13 protein-coding genes are annotated in these 14,204 nt (G+C 69.4%); 6 read left to right on the top strand and 7 right to left on the bottom strand.

Annotated features, from left to right (window positions below; all coding sequences use genetic code 11):
• The coding region (locus HOY81_RS19085; RefSeq protein ID WP_237321672.1) for a beta-galactosidase small subunit at positions 1–900 on the top strand (900 nt) is incomplete at its 5' end.
• On the opposite strand, the gene HOY81_RS19080 is transcribed toward HOY81_RS19085, so the two are convergent.
• Genes HOY81_RS19080 through HOY81_RS19070 form a run of 3 tightly spaced genes read right to left on the bottom strand, consistent with a single transcriptional unit; the run spans position 887 to position 2,890 of the window.
• Complete coding sequence (locus HOY81_RS19080; protein WP_237321671.1) at positions 887–1,702, bottom strand: SAM-dependent methyltransferase; 816 nt, start codon at positions 1,700–1,702, stop codon at positions 887–889. The genes HOY81_RS19085 and HOY81_RS19080 overlap by 14 nt on opposite strands.
• A 27-nt stretch (positions 1,703–1,729) precedes the next feature.
• Complete coding sequence (locus tag HOY81_RS19075) at positions 1,730–2,020, bottom strand: DUF397 domain-containing protein (RefSeq protein WP_237321670.1); 291 nt, start codon at positions 2,018–2,020, stop codon at positions 1,730–1,732.
• Positions 2,021–2,023: 3 nt separating this feature from the next.
• Positions 2,024–2,890, bottom strand: coding sequence for a helix-turn-helix transcriptional regulator (locus HOY81_RS19070; RefSeq protein ID WP_237321669.1), 867 nt, complete (start codon positions 2,888–2,890; stop codon positions 2,024–2,026).
• 137 nt (positions 2,891–3,027) lie between these two features.
• On the opposite strand from HOY81_RS19070, the gene HOY81_RS19065 reads away from it, so the two are divergent.
• The 5 genes from HOY81_RS19065 (at position 3,028) to HOY81_RS19045 (ending at position 7,238) form a co-directional block, all read left to right on the top strand.
• On the top strand, positions 3,028–3,495 hold the full coding sequence (locus tag HOY81_RS19065; RefSeq protein WP_237321668.1) for an ATP-binding protein: 468 nt from the start codon (positions 3,028–3,030) through the stop codon (positions 3,493–3,495).
• Positions 3,496–3,533: 38 nt separating this feature from the next.
• On the top strand, positions 3,534–4,505 hold the full coding sequence (locus tag HOY81_RS19060) for a hydroxyacid dehydrogenase (protein ID WP_237321675.1): 972 nt from the start codon (positions 3,534–3,536) through the stop codon (positions 4,503–4,505).
• Between the two features lie 261 nt (positions 4,506–4,766).
• Positions 4,767–5,555, top strand: coding sequence for a basic amino acid ABC transporter substrate-binding protein (locus HOY81_RS19055; RefSeq protein WP_237321674.1), 789 nt, complete (start codon positions 4,767–4,769; stop codon positions 5,553–5,555).
• Positions 5,552–6,343, top strand: coding sequence for an amino acid ABC transporter permease (locus HOY81_RS19050; RefSeq protein WP_237321667.1), 792 nt, complete (start codon positions 5,552–5,554; stop codon positions 6,341–6,343). The genes HOY81_RS19055 and HOY81_RS19050 overlap by 4 nt, the downstream gene beginning before the upstream one ends.
• Before the next feature lie 4 nt (positions 6,344–6,347).
• Entirely contained in the window at positions 6,348–7,238 is an 891-nt protein-coding gene (locus tag HOY81_RS19045; RefSeq protein WP_237321666.1) for an amino acid ABC transporter ATP-binding protein, read from the top strand.
• A gap of 290 nt (positions 7,239–7,528) precedes the next feature.
• On the opposite strand, the gene HOY81_RS19040 is transcribed toward HOY81_RS19045, so the two are convergent.
• The 4 genes from HOY81_RS19040 to HOY81_RS19025 form a co-directional block, all read right to left on the bottom strand.
• Complete coding sequence (locus HOY81_RS19040) at positions 7,529–8,608, bottom strand: MerR family transcriptional regulator (protein WP_237321665.1); 1,080 nt, start codon at positions 8,606–8,608, stop codon at positions 7,529–7,531.
• A 461-nt stretch (positions 8,609–9,069) separates the two neighbouring features.
• The gene (locus HOY81_RS19035) at positions 9,070–9,867 is read right to left on the bottom strand and encodes a hypothetical protein (protein ID WP_237321664.1); all 798 of its coding nucleotides are present in this window, start codon (positions 9,865–9,867) and stop codon (positions 9,070–9,072) included.
• Between the two features lie 151 nt (positions 9,868–10,018).
• A complete protein-coding gene (locus HOY81_RS19030) occupies positions 10,019–10,693 on the bottom strand; it encodes a protein-L-isoaspartate(D-aspartate) O-methyltransferase (protein ID WP_237321663.1) in 675 nt (224 codons plus the stop codon).
• A gap of 613 nt (positions 10,694–11,306) precedes the next feature.
• Positions 11,307–12,053 (bottom strand): ABC transporter ATP-binding protein, encoded by a 747-nt coding sequence (locus tag HOY81_RS19025; RefSeq protein ID WP_237321662.1) that lies wholly within the window; start codon positions 12,051–12,053, stop codon positions 11,307–11,309.
• Between the last annotated feature and the right edge of the window lie 2,151 nt (positions 12,054–14,204).

Genomic DNA, 14,204 nt, shown 5'->3' with positions numbered 1-14,204 from the left:
CCCGGCGCGGCGCCCGTGCGGGAGCGGGACGGGACGGTCCGGGCCGGGCCCGCCGTGCTGGACGCGGCGACCGGCGCGCTGCGCCGGCTGGCCGGTCTGGAGTTCGCCGCCCCGCCCCGGCTGGCCGTGTGGCGGGCGCCGACCGACAACGACGAGGGCGCCCCCTGGCAGCCGGAGGCCCGGGACGCCCCGGGCTGGCGCGCGCTGGGCCTGCACCGGATGCGGCACCGGGTGGACGGGGTGGAGACGGACGGCAGCAGTGTCACCGTGCGTACCCGGGTCGCCCCGGCCGCCACCGATCTGGCGCTGCGCACGGTCTGCCGCTGGACCGCGGAGGGGGAGCACGGGGTGCGCCTGGAGGTCGCCGTGCACCCCGAGGGCGACTGGCCGGGCACCCTGCCCCGGCTGGGCGTGCGGCTGGGGCTGCCCGCCCGGTACGGCCACGCGGAGTGGTTCGGCGGCGGGCCCGGCGAGGCGTACCCGGACACCCGGGCCGCCGCGCGGCTGGGCCGCTGGCGGGCGGCGGTCGACGCGCTGCAGACCCCCTACGTCCGGCCGCAGGAGAACGGCGCCCGGGCCGGCGTCCGGTGGGCGGAGCTGCGCGACGGCTCCGGGACGGGGCTGCGGGTCGCGGCCGGCAGGGAGCCGTTCTGGTTCACCGCACGGCGCTGGACCGACGAGGAGCTGGCCGCGGCCGCGCACACCGACGAGCTGGTGCCCGGCGACACGGTGTGGGTGCATCTGGACCACGCGCTGCACGGCATCGGCTCCCAGTCCTGCGGGCCGGGCGTGCTGCCGCAGCACCGGCTGACCGTGGCGCCGGCCGTCTTCTCGCTGGTCCTGTACTCGCTGAAGGGGGACGGGGCCCGGGCGGAGGGCTCCGGGATCAGCTCTTCTTGACGCCCACGCCCGCGTAGCCGACGTACTGCCGCAGCTCCTCCGGCGAGGGGACCGGGCCGTCCGGCCGCCACAGCGGGAGCTGCACCAGGCCCGGCTCCAGCAGGTCGAAGCCGTCGAAGAAGCGCAGCACCTCGGCGCGGGTGCGGAGGTTGAGGGAGGCCGTCGCGTCGTCGTAGACGGCGGTGGCCTCGGCCAGGGTGGTGCCGCCGGTGCGGAAGTCGTCGGTGATGTGGGACAGCACCAGGCAGCTCCCGGGCGCCAGCCGCCCGGCCAGCTCGGCCACCACACCGGCCGGGTCCTCCTCGTCCCGCAGGAAGTGCAGCACGGCGACGAGCAGCAGGGCGACGGGCTCCCGGAAGTCGATCAGGTCCCGCGTCACCGGGTGGTCGGTGATCGCCTTGGGCTCCCGCACGTCCGCGAGGACGAAGCCGGCGTCCCCCTCGTGGGTGAGCTTGGCCCCGGCGTAGGTGGAGACGATCGGGTCGTTGTCCACGTACGCCACCCGCACCCCGGGGGCGGCGGCGTGCGCCACCTCGTGGGTGTTCGGGGAGGTGGGGATGCCGGTGCCGACGTCGACGATCTGGCGGATACCGCGGTCCACGACGGCGCGTACGGCGCGGCGCAGGAAGGCGCGGTTGCCGCGGGCGCTCACCCGGATCTCCGGGGCCAGCTTCAGCACCCGGTCGGCGGCGGCCCGGTCCACCTCGTAGTTGTCCCGGCCGCCCAGATAGTAGTCGTACATCCGCGCGGGATGGGCCTTGCTCGTGTCGATCTGCTCGGGGGTGAATCCCGCGTCGGACACGTGGCTCTCCGTTCTGTCTGCTGCCGGTCACGCGAGCAGGAAGTCGGCCTCTCCGGCCTTCGCGCCCCGTATGAAGTTCTCGATCTCGTCGTGGGGGTAGATGAGGGCGGGTCCCTCCGGGTCCTGCGACTGACGCAGGGCCACCCGCCCGTCCTGGAGCTTCAGGGCCTCGACGCAGCTTCCGCCGTTGCCGCCGCTCCACGGCTTGTGCCAGCCCTCGCTGCCGAGCAGCGGGGCGGGCATGCCGCTGTAGACGCGGTCCCCGTGCTCGGTGCCGTCCGTACCGTCCGTACGGTCCGTGCGATGGGTGCGGTCCATCCGTCAGATCTCCTTGCGCAGAGCCCGCAGCAGGCTCTCGGTGCGGTGCACCGGCGGCGCCTGTGCGCACATCCGGTCCAGGGCCTCCAGAAACGCCGACACGTCGTCACGCTGGTCGAAGTAGACGGCCCCCACCAGGCTCTCGGCACAGGCCACGTCGGGCAGTTCGTCCATCGGGAAGCGGAACAGGTGGAAGGGGCCGTACATCGCCGGATGCGGGCCGGCGCCGAACGGCATGAGCTGCAGCCGGACGCGCGGTGCGGCGGCGGCCTCGAGCAGCCGGTCGATCTGCTCGTACATCACCTGGCGGCCGCCGATGCGCCGGCGGAGCACAGTCTCGTCCATCACCACCCACAGCAGCGGCGGATCGGCCCGGGTGAGCACCGCCTGCCGCTCCATACGCAGCGCGACCTGCCGTTCGATCTCCTCCTCGGCGGCGTGCGGCAGGCCGGCGCGCAGCACGGCCCGGGCGTATCCGGGCGTCTGCAGCAGCCCGGGCACATAGTGCGGTTCGTAGGCGCGGATGACGTGCGACTCCGTCTCCAGGCTCACGAAGGCGCTGAACCAGTCCGGCAGCACGTCGCGGTACCGGTGCCACCAGCCCGGCCGGTTGGCCTCCCGCGCGAGGGAGACAAATCCCGCTATCTCCTCCGGCTCGGTGACTCCGTACGTATGGAGGAGTTTCTCCACATAGGGGATGCGCAGACCGACTTCGGCCTTCTCCATCCTGCGGATCGTGGCGTGCGTCACATCCAGTGCCCGGCCCGCCTCCTGGTAGGAGAGGCCGGCCTTCTCCCGCAGGTGCTGCAACCGTCTGCCCAGTACGAGCCGCAGGACGGTGGGAGCACCGCCCGAGCGCGCGTCAGCCACTACCGCTCGCCTCCAACCACCGTCATGGCACGGCAGTTTGGCACGAACAGACCATCCGCGACAGCCTGGTAAGCACGATTCTGTCATTTGCAGCCTGTTCCTTGCCATACGCCACCGGCGGACCTCATAGTGGACCGGTGGCTTCTCCGCATGAGGCACTCTCCGTCGACCACCGCGCCGGCCCCGCGCTCGCCCGGCCACTGCGGGACGCCTTCCACCTCCCCGCGGTGGACACCTCCGTCGCCGAGGCGCGGCACCGGGTGCTCGACCGGCTGCGCGCCTGGGGCGTCGCGGAGCAGTCCTGCGAGGACGCCGAGCTGCTGGTCTCGGAGCTCTTCACCAACGCCGTCCGGCACACCGACAGCGAGAAGGTCGGCTGTGAGCTGTGGATGATCGGCGTGCGGCTCCGCCTCGAGGTCACCGACGAGGGCGGCAACCGCGGCCTGCTCCCCCGGACGCGGTCGGCCGACGCAGACGGCGAGGGCGGCCGGGGGCTCCTGCTGGTCAGCGTCCTCGCCGACGAGTGGGGCATCCGGCCGGACGACCGCGACCAGGGCCACGCGGTCTGGGCGGAGCTGCCCTGCGCCCGCGTGACGCCCCAGTGACCGCCCGGCGCGGCACCCTCCCCGCGGCCCTCTTCGCCATGGACCCGGCCCATCTGCCGGGGCTCTTCCCCGCCACGGTCCGGGAGCGGCTCGCACGCTCGCTGCGCCTCCCGCAGACGGCCGCCCCGCTGCCGGAGCCGGCCGGCGGCATCGCCCCGGAGGAGGCGGAGGTCCTCATCACCGGCTGGGGCTGCGCCCCGCTCACCGCCGGCGTGCTCGCCGGGCTGCCGCGGTTACGCGCGGTCCTGCACGCCGCGGGCAGCGTCAAGGGGCACCTCACCGACGCCTGCTGGGACCGCGGACTGCTGGTCTCCTCCGCCGCCGCGGCCAACGCCGTGCCGGTCGCCGAGTTCGCCCTGGGGGCCGTGCTGCTCGCCGCGAAGGACGCCTTCCGGCTGGCCGCCCGGTACGGGACCACCGGCCGGCCGCCCTCCGCCGCGGAGACCGCGCCCCTCGGCGGCAACGGCACCCGGGTCGGCGTCGTCGGCGCCTCCCGCACCGGGCGCCGGCTGATCGAGTTGCTGCGGCCGTTCCGTTTCGAGGTCGCCGTCCACGACCCCTTCCTCTCCGAGGCCGAGGCCCGGGACCTCGGCGTGCTGCCGCTGGAGCTGGACGCACTGGCCGCCACCAGCCGCATCCTCACCCTGCACGCCCCGGACCTGCCCGCCACCCGGCACCTGCTCGACGCCCGCCGGCTGGCGCTGATGCCGGACGGCGCCACCCTCGTCAACACCGCCCGCGGGGCGCTGGTCGACACGGCCGCACTCACCGCGGAACTCGCCACCGGGCGGCTCGGCGCCGTCCTGGACGTCACCGACCCGGAGCCGCTGCCGGCCGGATCCCCGCTCTTCGCCCTCCCCAACGTGCTGCTCACCCCGCACCTCGCCGGTGCCCTGGGCAACGAACTGGCGCTGCTCGGTGAGTCGGTCGCCGCGGAGGCGGAGCGGCTGCGGGACGGGCGGCCACTGCGGCACGCCGTCCACCGCGCGGACCTGGCGCATCGGGCCTGACGCCCGGGTGCGCCCGGGTCGGCCGGGGCGCCACGGCGCGTGAAGGGGCGTGCAGCGGAGCGAGGTGTTACCCGCTCGCAACCTGCAGCGGCGGCGACAGGCGACCGCGCCGGTGGCAGGATGCCCCGAAGCTTGCCGATCTTGCGGTGAGCGACCGGGCACCCACCCTCCTGGAGGCGCGCTGTGTCATTCCGTACGACCCGTTCCGCCCATGCGACGTCGTCGCCCGACCCCCGCACGACGTCCCGCCGTTCCCTCCCGCTGCTCGCGGCGACCGCCGCCTGCGGCCTGCTGGCCGCCACCACCGCCTGCACCAGCACGGAGAACACCGGCGGCGACGGCTCCGAGATCAACCTGGTCTCGGACGGCAAGCTCACCACCTGCACCCATCTGCCGTACGAACCCTTCCAGATGAAGCAGGACGGCGAGGTGGTCGGCTTTGACGTCGATCTGGTCGACCTGGTCGCCGAGGACCTCGGCGTCGAGCAGAAGATCGTCGACACCCCCTTCGAAGGCATCCAGTCCGGCGAGGACCTCAACGCCGGCAAGTGCGACGTCGCCGCGGCCGGCATGACCATCACCGACGTGCGCGAGAAGAACCTCGACTTCTCCGACCCCTACTTCGAGGCCACGCAGGCCCTCATCGTGAAGAAGGGCGCCGGCCACGACTCGCTGGACGACCTCAAGGGCAAGAAGCTGGGTGTGCAGCAGGCCACCACCGGCGCGGAGTACGCCAAGAAGAACGCCGAAGGCGTGGAGAAGGTCCAGTTCGAGGACCTGGCGCTGCTGCTCACCGCCGTGAAGACCGGCCAGGTCGCCGCGGGCATCAACGACAACGGCGTGCTCTACGACTACGTCAAGAACAATCCGGACACCGAGGTCACCACCGAGTTCGAGACCGGCGAACAGTACGGCATCGGCGTGCGCACCGGCAACGACGCGCTCCGGAAGAAGATCAACGAGGTGCTCGCCCAGGCCAAGAAGGACGGGCGGTACGACAAGATCTACAAGAAGTGGTTCGGCCAGGGCCCGGAGGAGCAGGGCGAGTGAAGGGCTCCCTGACACGCCGCCAGCGCGCCCGGGTGGTGCGAGCGGTCCAGTACAGCGTGCTGGTGCTCGTCGTCCTGGTGCTCGCGCTGGCGGCGGACTGGGGTGAGATACACCGGGCCTTCTTCAACCTCGAGGTCGCGGGGAAACAGTTCCCGGACATCGTCACCACCGCACTGGTCAACACCGTCGTCTACACCACCCTCGGCTTCGCCTTCGGCCTCTCACTGGGGCTCGTACTGGCCCTGATGCGGCTCTCCCAGGTACCGCCGTACCGCTGGCTGGCCATCGCCTACATCGAGTTCTTCCGCGGCGTACCGGCCCTGCTGGTCTTCATCGCGCTGGGCTTCGGCATCCCGCTCGCCTTCCAGGTGGCCATCAACCAGTACGTCACCGTGATGCTCGCGCTCGGCCTGGTAGGCGCCGCCTACATCGCGGAAACCATCCGAGCAGGCATCCAGGCGGTGCCCAAGGGCCAGACGGAGGCCGCCCGGTCGCTGGGCATGTCGCCGGCCCGGGCCATGATCTCCATCGTGATCCCGCAGGCGTTCCGCATCGTGCTGCCGCCGCTGACCAACGAGCTGATCCTGCTCACCAAGGACTCCTCGCTGGTCTACCTGCTCGGCCTCTCGCTGGGCCAGTACGAGCTGGCGAAGTTCGGGCGCGACGCGCTCAACCAGCACACCAGCATGACCCCGATCCTCATCGCGGGGCTGCTCTACCTGGTCATCACCCTCCCGCTGGGGCACCTGGTGCGCCGGCTGGAGGCCCGTACGGCGAAGGCCCGGTGACGGCATGGCGAAGCTACGCAAGACCCGCAACGGCGGCACCGCGCCCGGCGGCGCCGGGCCCGGCGGGACGGCCCCCGGCGAGGGCGCACCGCCCGGCAAGGCGACCTCCGGCTCCGGCGGGCAGGAGGCATCGCCGTCCGGGCCGGCGATCCACATCGAGAACCTGCACAAGTCCTTCGGCGACCTCGAAGTCCTCACGGGCATCGACCTGGAGGTGCAGCGCGGCGAGGTCGTCTGCGTGATCGGCCCCTCCGGCTCCGGCAAGTCGACGCTGCTGCGCTGCGTCAACCTGCTGGAGGAGCCGACGGCCGGCACGGTCGCGGTCGCGGGGACCGAGGTCACCGACCCGGACGTGGACATCGACCGCGTCCGGCGGCGGATCGGCATGGTCTTCCAGGCCTTCAACCTCTTCCCGCACCTCACGACGCTGGAGAACCTCACCATCGCCCAGCGCCGGGTGCTGGGCCGGGACCGGGCCGCAGCCGAGGCCGTCGCCCGCCGGAACCTGGAACGCGTCGGCCTCACCGACAAGGAGAAGTCCCACCCGGCCCGGCTCTCCGGCGGTCAGCAGCAGCGGGTGGCCATCGCCCGGGCGCTCTCCATGGACCCGGAGCTGATGCTCTTCGACGAGCCGACCTCGGCCCTCGACCCGGAGCTCGTCGGCGACGTGCTCGCGGTGATGCGGCAACTCGCCACGGAGGGCATGACGATGCTCGTCGTCACCCACGAGATGAGCTTCGCCCGCGAGGTCGCCGACCGGGTGGTGTTCATGGACGGCGGGGTGATCGTGGAGCAGGGGCCGCCGGAGCGCGTGGTGGGCGACCCGCAACACGCCCGCACCCGCGAGTTCCTCGCCCGCGTCCTCGACCCGGCCGCCGCCTCCCTCTCCGAGTAGCCGCCCGGCCCGGGGGCGCGTCTCGTCCAAGGGGCCCACCCCCGGGCCGGCTCCGCGCACCCCCGGCCCGGGGAGCCCGGGACGCGCATGTCCATCCCGCTCACAGCGCGACGCTCATCCGCGGGTCCAGGGCAACAGACGCCGTGGAGTCCGTCGCGAGGTGCCGGGCGACATGGACCGGCGGGGGCGTCTGGCACTCCTGGCGTGTTGGGCGAGTCGGTATGCGTCCACTTCACGGAGGAGTTCCTGAGGGCGGATCCGGTACCACGCGAAGTGCATACCGCTCGCTCCTACTCCTGGAGCTCCACGACGTCGGCGACCACACAGCTGACGTTGTCGGGGCCGCCCGAGCCGTTGGCGAGGGTGATGAGTTCCCGGACCGCCGGCTCGGGTTCGCCGGCCTCGGAGAGCACCCGGTGTATTTCCGCGGTGGGCACGACGGTGGACAGGCCGTCGGAGCAGAGCAGGTACCGGTCTCCCCGCTGCGCGTCGTGCAGGCGCATGTCCGGCGAGGCATCGGCTCCTCGGCCCAATGCCCTTATGAGCAGTGACCGCTGGGGGTGCGTGGCTGCTTCCTCCGGGCTGAGGCGTTCTTCGTCGACCATCGACTGCACCATGGTGTGATCGTGGGTGATCTGGAAAAGTCCTCCGTCGCGCAGGAGGTAGACGCGGGAGTCGCCGATATGGACGAGGGCGAGCTGCTCACCGGTCCAGAACATCGCGGTGAGCGTGGTCCCGGCATCTTCCGGGGAAGAGCCGGTCGTCGCGACGCCGTACACGGAATGCCGGGCCTGTTCGACCGCATCCTCCAGAGCGTTGAGGAGATTGCCCGCCGGGATGCTGTCGGTCTCGAGGTGCTTGAGCGCATCGACGGCGGCCGCGCTCGCGGGGGCTCCGTGACACCCGTAGCCGTCGGCCACGGCGAGCAGCCGAGAACCGGCATACGCGGTGTCCTGGTTGCTCTCGCGGACCAGGCCCGTGTCGGACAGGGTGGCGTAGCGGATTGCGAGGGGCTTGGGGGTCGGGGACATGGCAGGGTCCTTCCGTGACAGGTGGTCGATGAGGAAGGTGGCCAGGTCGCGCCGTGCTGCGGTGTCGGCCTCGACCTGGGCCCAGAACGCGCGGACCTCCTGGGCTGCCGCTACGGCATTCAGCGTGCGGACGTGCTGAATGCGGGCCAGGGGCATACCCAGCCGGCGGAGCCAGGCGACCAGTCGGGCTTGCTCCAGTTGTTCCGGGGCATAGAGGCGGTATCCGGTGACCGGGTCGACGCGAGCAGGGGTCAGCAGCCCGAGCTCGTCGTAGAGCCGCAGTGCCTTCGGCGACAGCCGGGACGCCTTCGCGAACGCCCCGATGGTCAACAGCCCCATACTCGTTCCTCCTCATGCCGGGCACCTCGCCCGGGCCACTGATCCTGTGGGCTCCCCCAAGGTGAAGGTCAACCGAGGGTTCTGACGGCCCCCGACCACCACCAGCGCGGGCGAACGGGCCGCCGGAAGCACCGACACCCTCGCTCTGGGTCTGCCTACCGAGGGCGTCCAACTCGGGGTGCAGGTGGCCGTGATGCCGTTCTGGAACATCGCAATGGGCGCCCAACCCGCCCGTGCCACAGGCGGCGGAGGCACTTCGGCAGCAGCGTGTGCGGGTGGTCTGGGGAGAGGGACTGCCGCACCCTCCAAAGCTGGGAGAAGCGACCGCCTTCCCCTGGCAGCAGGTCTTCCTGAAGTGGCGAAACATGCTGCCAAGCAGACGCCCTGCCGACTGAACACCCACTCACCGGAATCGCAACCGCCGCACCATGCCGCCTATGCGGTTGTTGCTGAGGGCCGCGTCAGGCGAGCGGCAGGTACGGGTGCAGGCCGTAGGGATACAGCCAGGGGCTCTCGGCGCCGGCGTGGAGCGCGTCCAGTGCATGGAGGGCGTCCGCGGCGGTCCTGCACCGCGGGTGGCGGGCGGCGAAGGCGGCGATACGACCGCGTTGGGTGGGCAGCCATGCGGCGATCACCCCGGGGTCGCCGTCCGGCCACCACCAGAACTCGAGCTCCTCCCAGAGGAGTTCGGTCGCCCAGCCGAGGGCGAGGCGGACGATTCCCGCGTCGGCCTGCGGGCCGGGGAGCCCGGCGAGGTGCTCCAGCCACCGCTCCAGGCCGCCCGTGGCATGGGCCACGCCTTCCACCAGGTCGGTGATCTCCCCCGGGGGCCGCCCGTCGGTCAGGGCGAGCGCCAGCAGCGCCCGGAAGGCGTCCTCGACCGCGGCCCGCTCGGGGGCGGGCCAGTCGGCCAAGCCGGCGCCGCGGTGGGCGAGACGGCCGAGCTCGTCGGAGGGATCGGCGCCGCCGGGGCCGTCCGGGCCCCAGTGTCGCAGCGCCCGGGGCATGAGGCGGCGCCACAGGACCGGGTACTGGTCCGCCGCCCAGTGATCGGCGACCTCCCGCAGGAAGTGGCCGAGGAGGTCGTCCGGTACGGCGGCGGGGTCGCCGCCGAGCACGCGGAGCTCCGCCTCGGACGTGCACCACGTGCAGCCGTCCACCGGACGGTCGAGCGCGGGTGGGGTGGCGAAGGCCCGGTCCACCCGGGCGAGCGCCTGGCGCCACATCGCGTGGGGGTCCAGGAGGGAGGAGTCGGACATGGGTGCCCTCTCGGGGGACTCCGCCAAGCGGGTCGGCGAAGGTCGTGACCCTAGCACCTGACAGCCGGCGGCCGGGGCTGCGGGACGACGCCCGGACCGGGGGTCCGGCCCGGATGGCGAGGGAGAGCGGGCGGCGGGCCCCGCCCCGGTCTCAGTCCGGGCCCTCGAAGGCTGCCGCCGGGGGATAGCCGTGCGTGCCGTGGAGGCGCACGAAGTGCGCGCGGACGACGGTCCTGCGGCGTACGAGGCCCCGGTCCGTCGCCTCGTACAGCTCGACCCGCTCCCGGCCGCCCGGCCCGATCGGCTGCACCAGACGGCCCCCCGCTCGCAGCTGTGCGGCCAGCGGCGGCGGCACCTCCGGGAAGGCCGCGCAGACCACGATCGCGTCGAACGGAGCGCGGTCCACCACGCCCAGCGTGCCGTCGCCGACGACGATCTCGGCATTGGCCGTGCCGTGGCGCGCAAGGTCGGCGCGGGCCCGCTCGGCCAGGTCGGGCCACCGCTCGACGCCCACGACCTGCCGCGCGAGGCGGGCCAGCAGCGCGGTCTGGTAGCCGTGGCCGCTGCCGATCTCCAGCACACGCTCGTCCCCGGTCAGGCCGAGCACGGCGATCATGGTCGCCACCAGGGAGGGCTGCGTCGTCACCTGGCCATGGCCGATGGGGACCGGCACATCCGCGTACGCCACCGCCTGGTGGGAGGCCGGGACGAAGGCCGCGCGCGGGGTCGCACGGAGCGCGCCCAGCAGGCGCGCGTCCGTCACACCGGAAGCCCGGGCGGCGTCCACCAGGTTCTCCGGGCCCGGGTCGCGGCGAGGAGGGGGCATAGCGGCACTCTCCTCTCCAGACTATCCCGGTCGGTGCCCTCCGGAACCGCCGCCGGTGCAGCGGCTCATGCCGGGCTCCACTCCGGGCGGCGCACAGGCGCCCGCGGCCATGCGCAGCGGTCGCCGCTGAGCGGCGTGGGGCCGGGCGCTGAGTGACGGGTGGCCGACTCCCCCGGCACGGCCCTGCCTTTATGCGCGACCCGACACTACTTCGCCCAACCGGGAACCACCGTTCGAGCCACAGCCGAATCCCTCGATACGACAACGGCTTCTCACCACTGGCGGCGAACACCGCACCCACAACCAGCTTTTGCGCAGGATCCACCCGAGCGGCGAAGTGCCGCCTCCGAACTCAAACACCGCTGGTGCTGTCCAGCACATTACCGTCAACCCCGCCCGAGCCGCATCGGCTCCATCGCCCAGGCCGCCCCCCGTTCCTCACAACGCATGACAGTGAAGCTCGCTGAGAATCTCACTGTGCACCGCAGGGCCCCCACGAGCCCATCCTTAGACAAGGAATACACCAGAGAGCGAAAGAGGGAATCGCGACAGGCTCCTCATCGGTCGACGCGGGAGGACTCCCATATACCTTGCTTGCGGCGCTCCGCGCCTCTCAGACTACGGATGCAGTGTTTCTTCCCAATACATCCATATATGCACCTTCAGCGAGCCGGCCTGCTGCCGTACCCGGGGGAGCTTTACCCAGGAACTCATCCGTGCTCCCATCGAAAAGGATGTTCCCCTTGTCCAGGACTGTCACACGGTCCGCCTCATCAGCAAGATCGGCAACGTCATGTGTGGACATGAGAACGCTCACTTCACCAGATAGCTCCCTGAGAATATCACGGAATACCCGTCGCTGCTGCGGATCAAGACCCGAAGTAGGCTCATCAAGAAGGAGTACCTGGCATTCGTGCACCAATGCCGCCGCAACTCCCACGCGCCTCAACTGGCCGCCTGAGAGGCGGCTTGTTTTTGTCTCCGCCTGGTCGACGAGTTGCACACGTTCGAGAGCCGACACGGAACTCAGCCACGCATTTCGGCGGCTCATCCCTTTAAGCCATCCAACATATGCAACATACTCTCGCGAGGTGAGAGAAGGCATCGGAGTAATACTCTGAGGAAGAATAGAGACCATGCGGCGGTACTCTTTGCTGAGGGCCGATATCTGCCCGTAAGTAACTGTTCCAGCCCTAGGGCGAACCAGGGAGGCCGCAAGCTTAAGGAGGGTTGACTTACCCGCCCCATTGGGCCCTAGCAAAACCGTGACGCCATCGGTTATTTCGTAACTGAAATCCCGCAAGACAGGCTTATTCCAGCGCCGATAGGCGCAGGTGCAGGATTCGAGGCTGACTGTCATTACGAGGAGCTCCTATAAGTTCGCGAGAGGCAGAACAAGCCAAGAGTATACGCAAGTAGAGCAGCCGCAGAGGCATGTAGGGCACCGGCCGGCTCAGGTATAACTGTCCACGGATAGGGGTCCCCTGTTGCACGATAACCCACAAAAAATACTGCCAATATCCACGCGACAGGCATCATCACTGCCACATTTCCGAGGAAATTTCTAGCGACCAGCATGGAGCCGGTCAAGAAGAGTGTATTCCGACCCATGGCATACTGGTCTGTTACGCATCCCAATCCCACGCACAATGCCATAGACACAGTAACTGCCACGACGTCCAAGCCTGCTACCCGACGCGTCCCCGACAGCTCTGGGACCGAGAGTCGAGCATCCAAACACCGCGCAACTGCTACAGTAGTAATCAATGGGACGAACAAGGAGAGCCGAGCCGCCACTCCGCTTCCCACTGTGATAGAGGGAAGTAGAATCGTCGAATCGTCGAATACTGCTCCCAAGAGCGCGTAGCTGGCGATTCCCACAAGGGCGTCAGGATACAGTCGACGGACTTTAATCCACCACCACATTACGACGCCTTGCAAGCTACTTCGAGGGTTCGCTTGAACCACGCTGCCTGCGCTTCTGCTGGCATCTTTCGGACCTGAGCTACGGCAAGCCGGACTCCCGAATTATTCGTAGCACTTTGATCGAAACTTTCCCCGCTGCTGCTCATTTCATTTCTGAATGCCTTCTCTTCGCCGGCCGTCATGGCACCCCAGAGCAGAACCTCTCTCCTCTTCGCAGGGTCCGGCTTTTCGCACGGGAAAGCAACCAATGCCTTAACCGCCCGAAAACGTAGATCCTTCTGGGCCAAGCCACGGCTCAACGCCACCCGCGAGGTGTTTTCCGTTGATCTTTTTGGGTAGCGACCATCGGATATGCTGTCAATGACAGTCTTGGGAAGGGAGCTCACCCCAGCGGCCTGGAAATCACGAAACACAGAGGCCACGGCAGCGCGGGCCGCCGGGAGCTTGCTCTGCCCGGCTTCGGGCATACATACAGTTGGGTTCTGACCTAGACAGTGCATCGGAGCCTGTCCAGTGCGCACTGGATAATTGGCCCCCTCTTGGTCAACCATTTCCTGAGCAACCGTCGTTCCTGCGAGCGCGATAACCACCGCTACGGTGATACGGAGAGCGATCGACCGCGCTTGCATCCATAGCAAGACGGCCGCGAGAGCAATCGAGCCAGTAAACAGGAAGTGGGGAATTAGCGACGCCAATGGGACGGTTTCCCCGAACATCAACGAGCCTGTGCGTTGACCAGAAATGTGCCTGTACCAAAAGGTCGGCGACGTAACTGAAAAGGCGACAAGCGTCCACGTCAGGATAGCTACGATGGGTGCCGCAATGAGGCGAGGGGCGTACACGCCGATAACGAACCCGATGACCGCGTGAGCCACGCATAGTGGGAGTCCGAGAAGCAGCGAGTGGGTACTCTCCAATGTGGGACGGACACCCTGCTGAATCAGCCCCAGACTGGCGGGGAGGATCAGCATGAGCCACGAGAGACCCAGCACCGGAACTACAGCGTTTACTGCGATACGGTATCGAGAGCGGGTTGGGGCTAGATCCCAAACAGCAGCCTGTCGAAGACGGCCACTTTCCCAGACGGCCAAAGACGCTGCCACGGCATACGCGAAAGCGTAGATTGGGTTCACAGCTTGAGCGACGATCCCTGGAGCCCATTCATACAGGGAATCCAATTGCCTGGGTCGTGCGACTGTGTAATAAAATAGCGTCAGACCTAGTGAAAAGGGCGCAGCCCACAATGCACTAGAAGTGCGCACACCTACGAGAAACTTCACTTCATTTGCTCCGAACGTAGATGAGGATTGAGAAGGGGGCGCCCTTGGGCGCCCCCTTGAAGAAGCCGTAAACTCGTGGGGTTATGGACTGCCCCATAGTCGGCCTTTAAAGTGTGCCGTTGAAGCTTGGCCGAGTGTCAGCTGGTAAAGATGAGGTCGCGACGGCGCGATCGGAAAGGATGGTGCCTGGGGCGTCGTCGGGAAGACCGCAGTAGGGCCGACGGCGCCCTTGGTACCGGACTACCACGAGTGGTCGATTATGCGACCAGCAGAGGACTTCGGCGCCCAGAATAGCCGGGGGGGAG

Source organism: Streptomyces sp. JJ36 (assembly GCF_021696945.1).
GTDB lineage: Bacteria > Actinomycetota > Actinomycetes > Streptomycetales > Streptomycetaceae > Streptomyces.
This window is presented reverse-complemented; position numbering and strand designations above follow the sequence as displayed.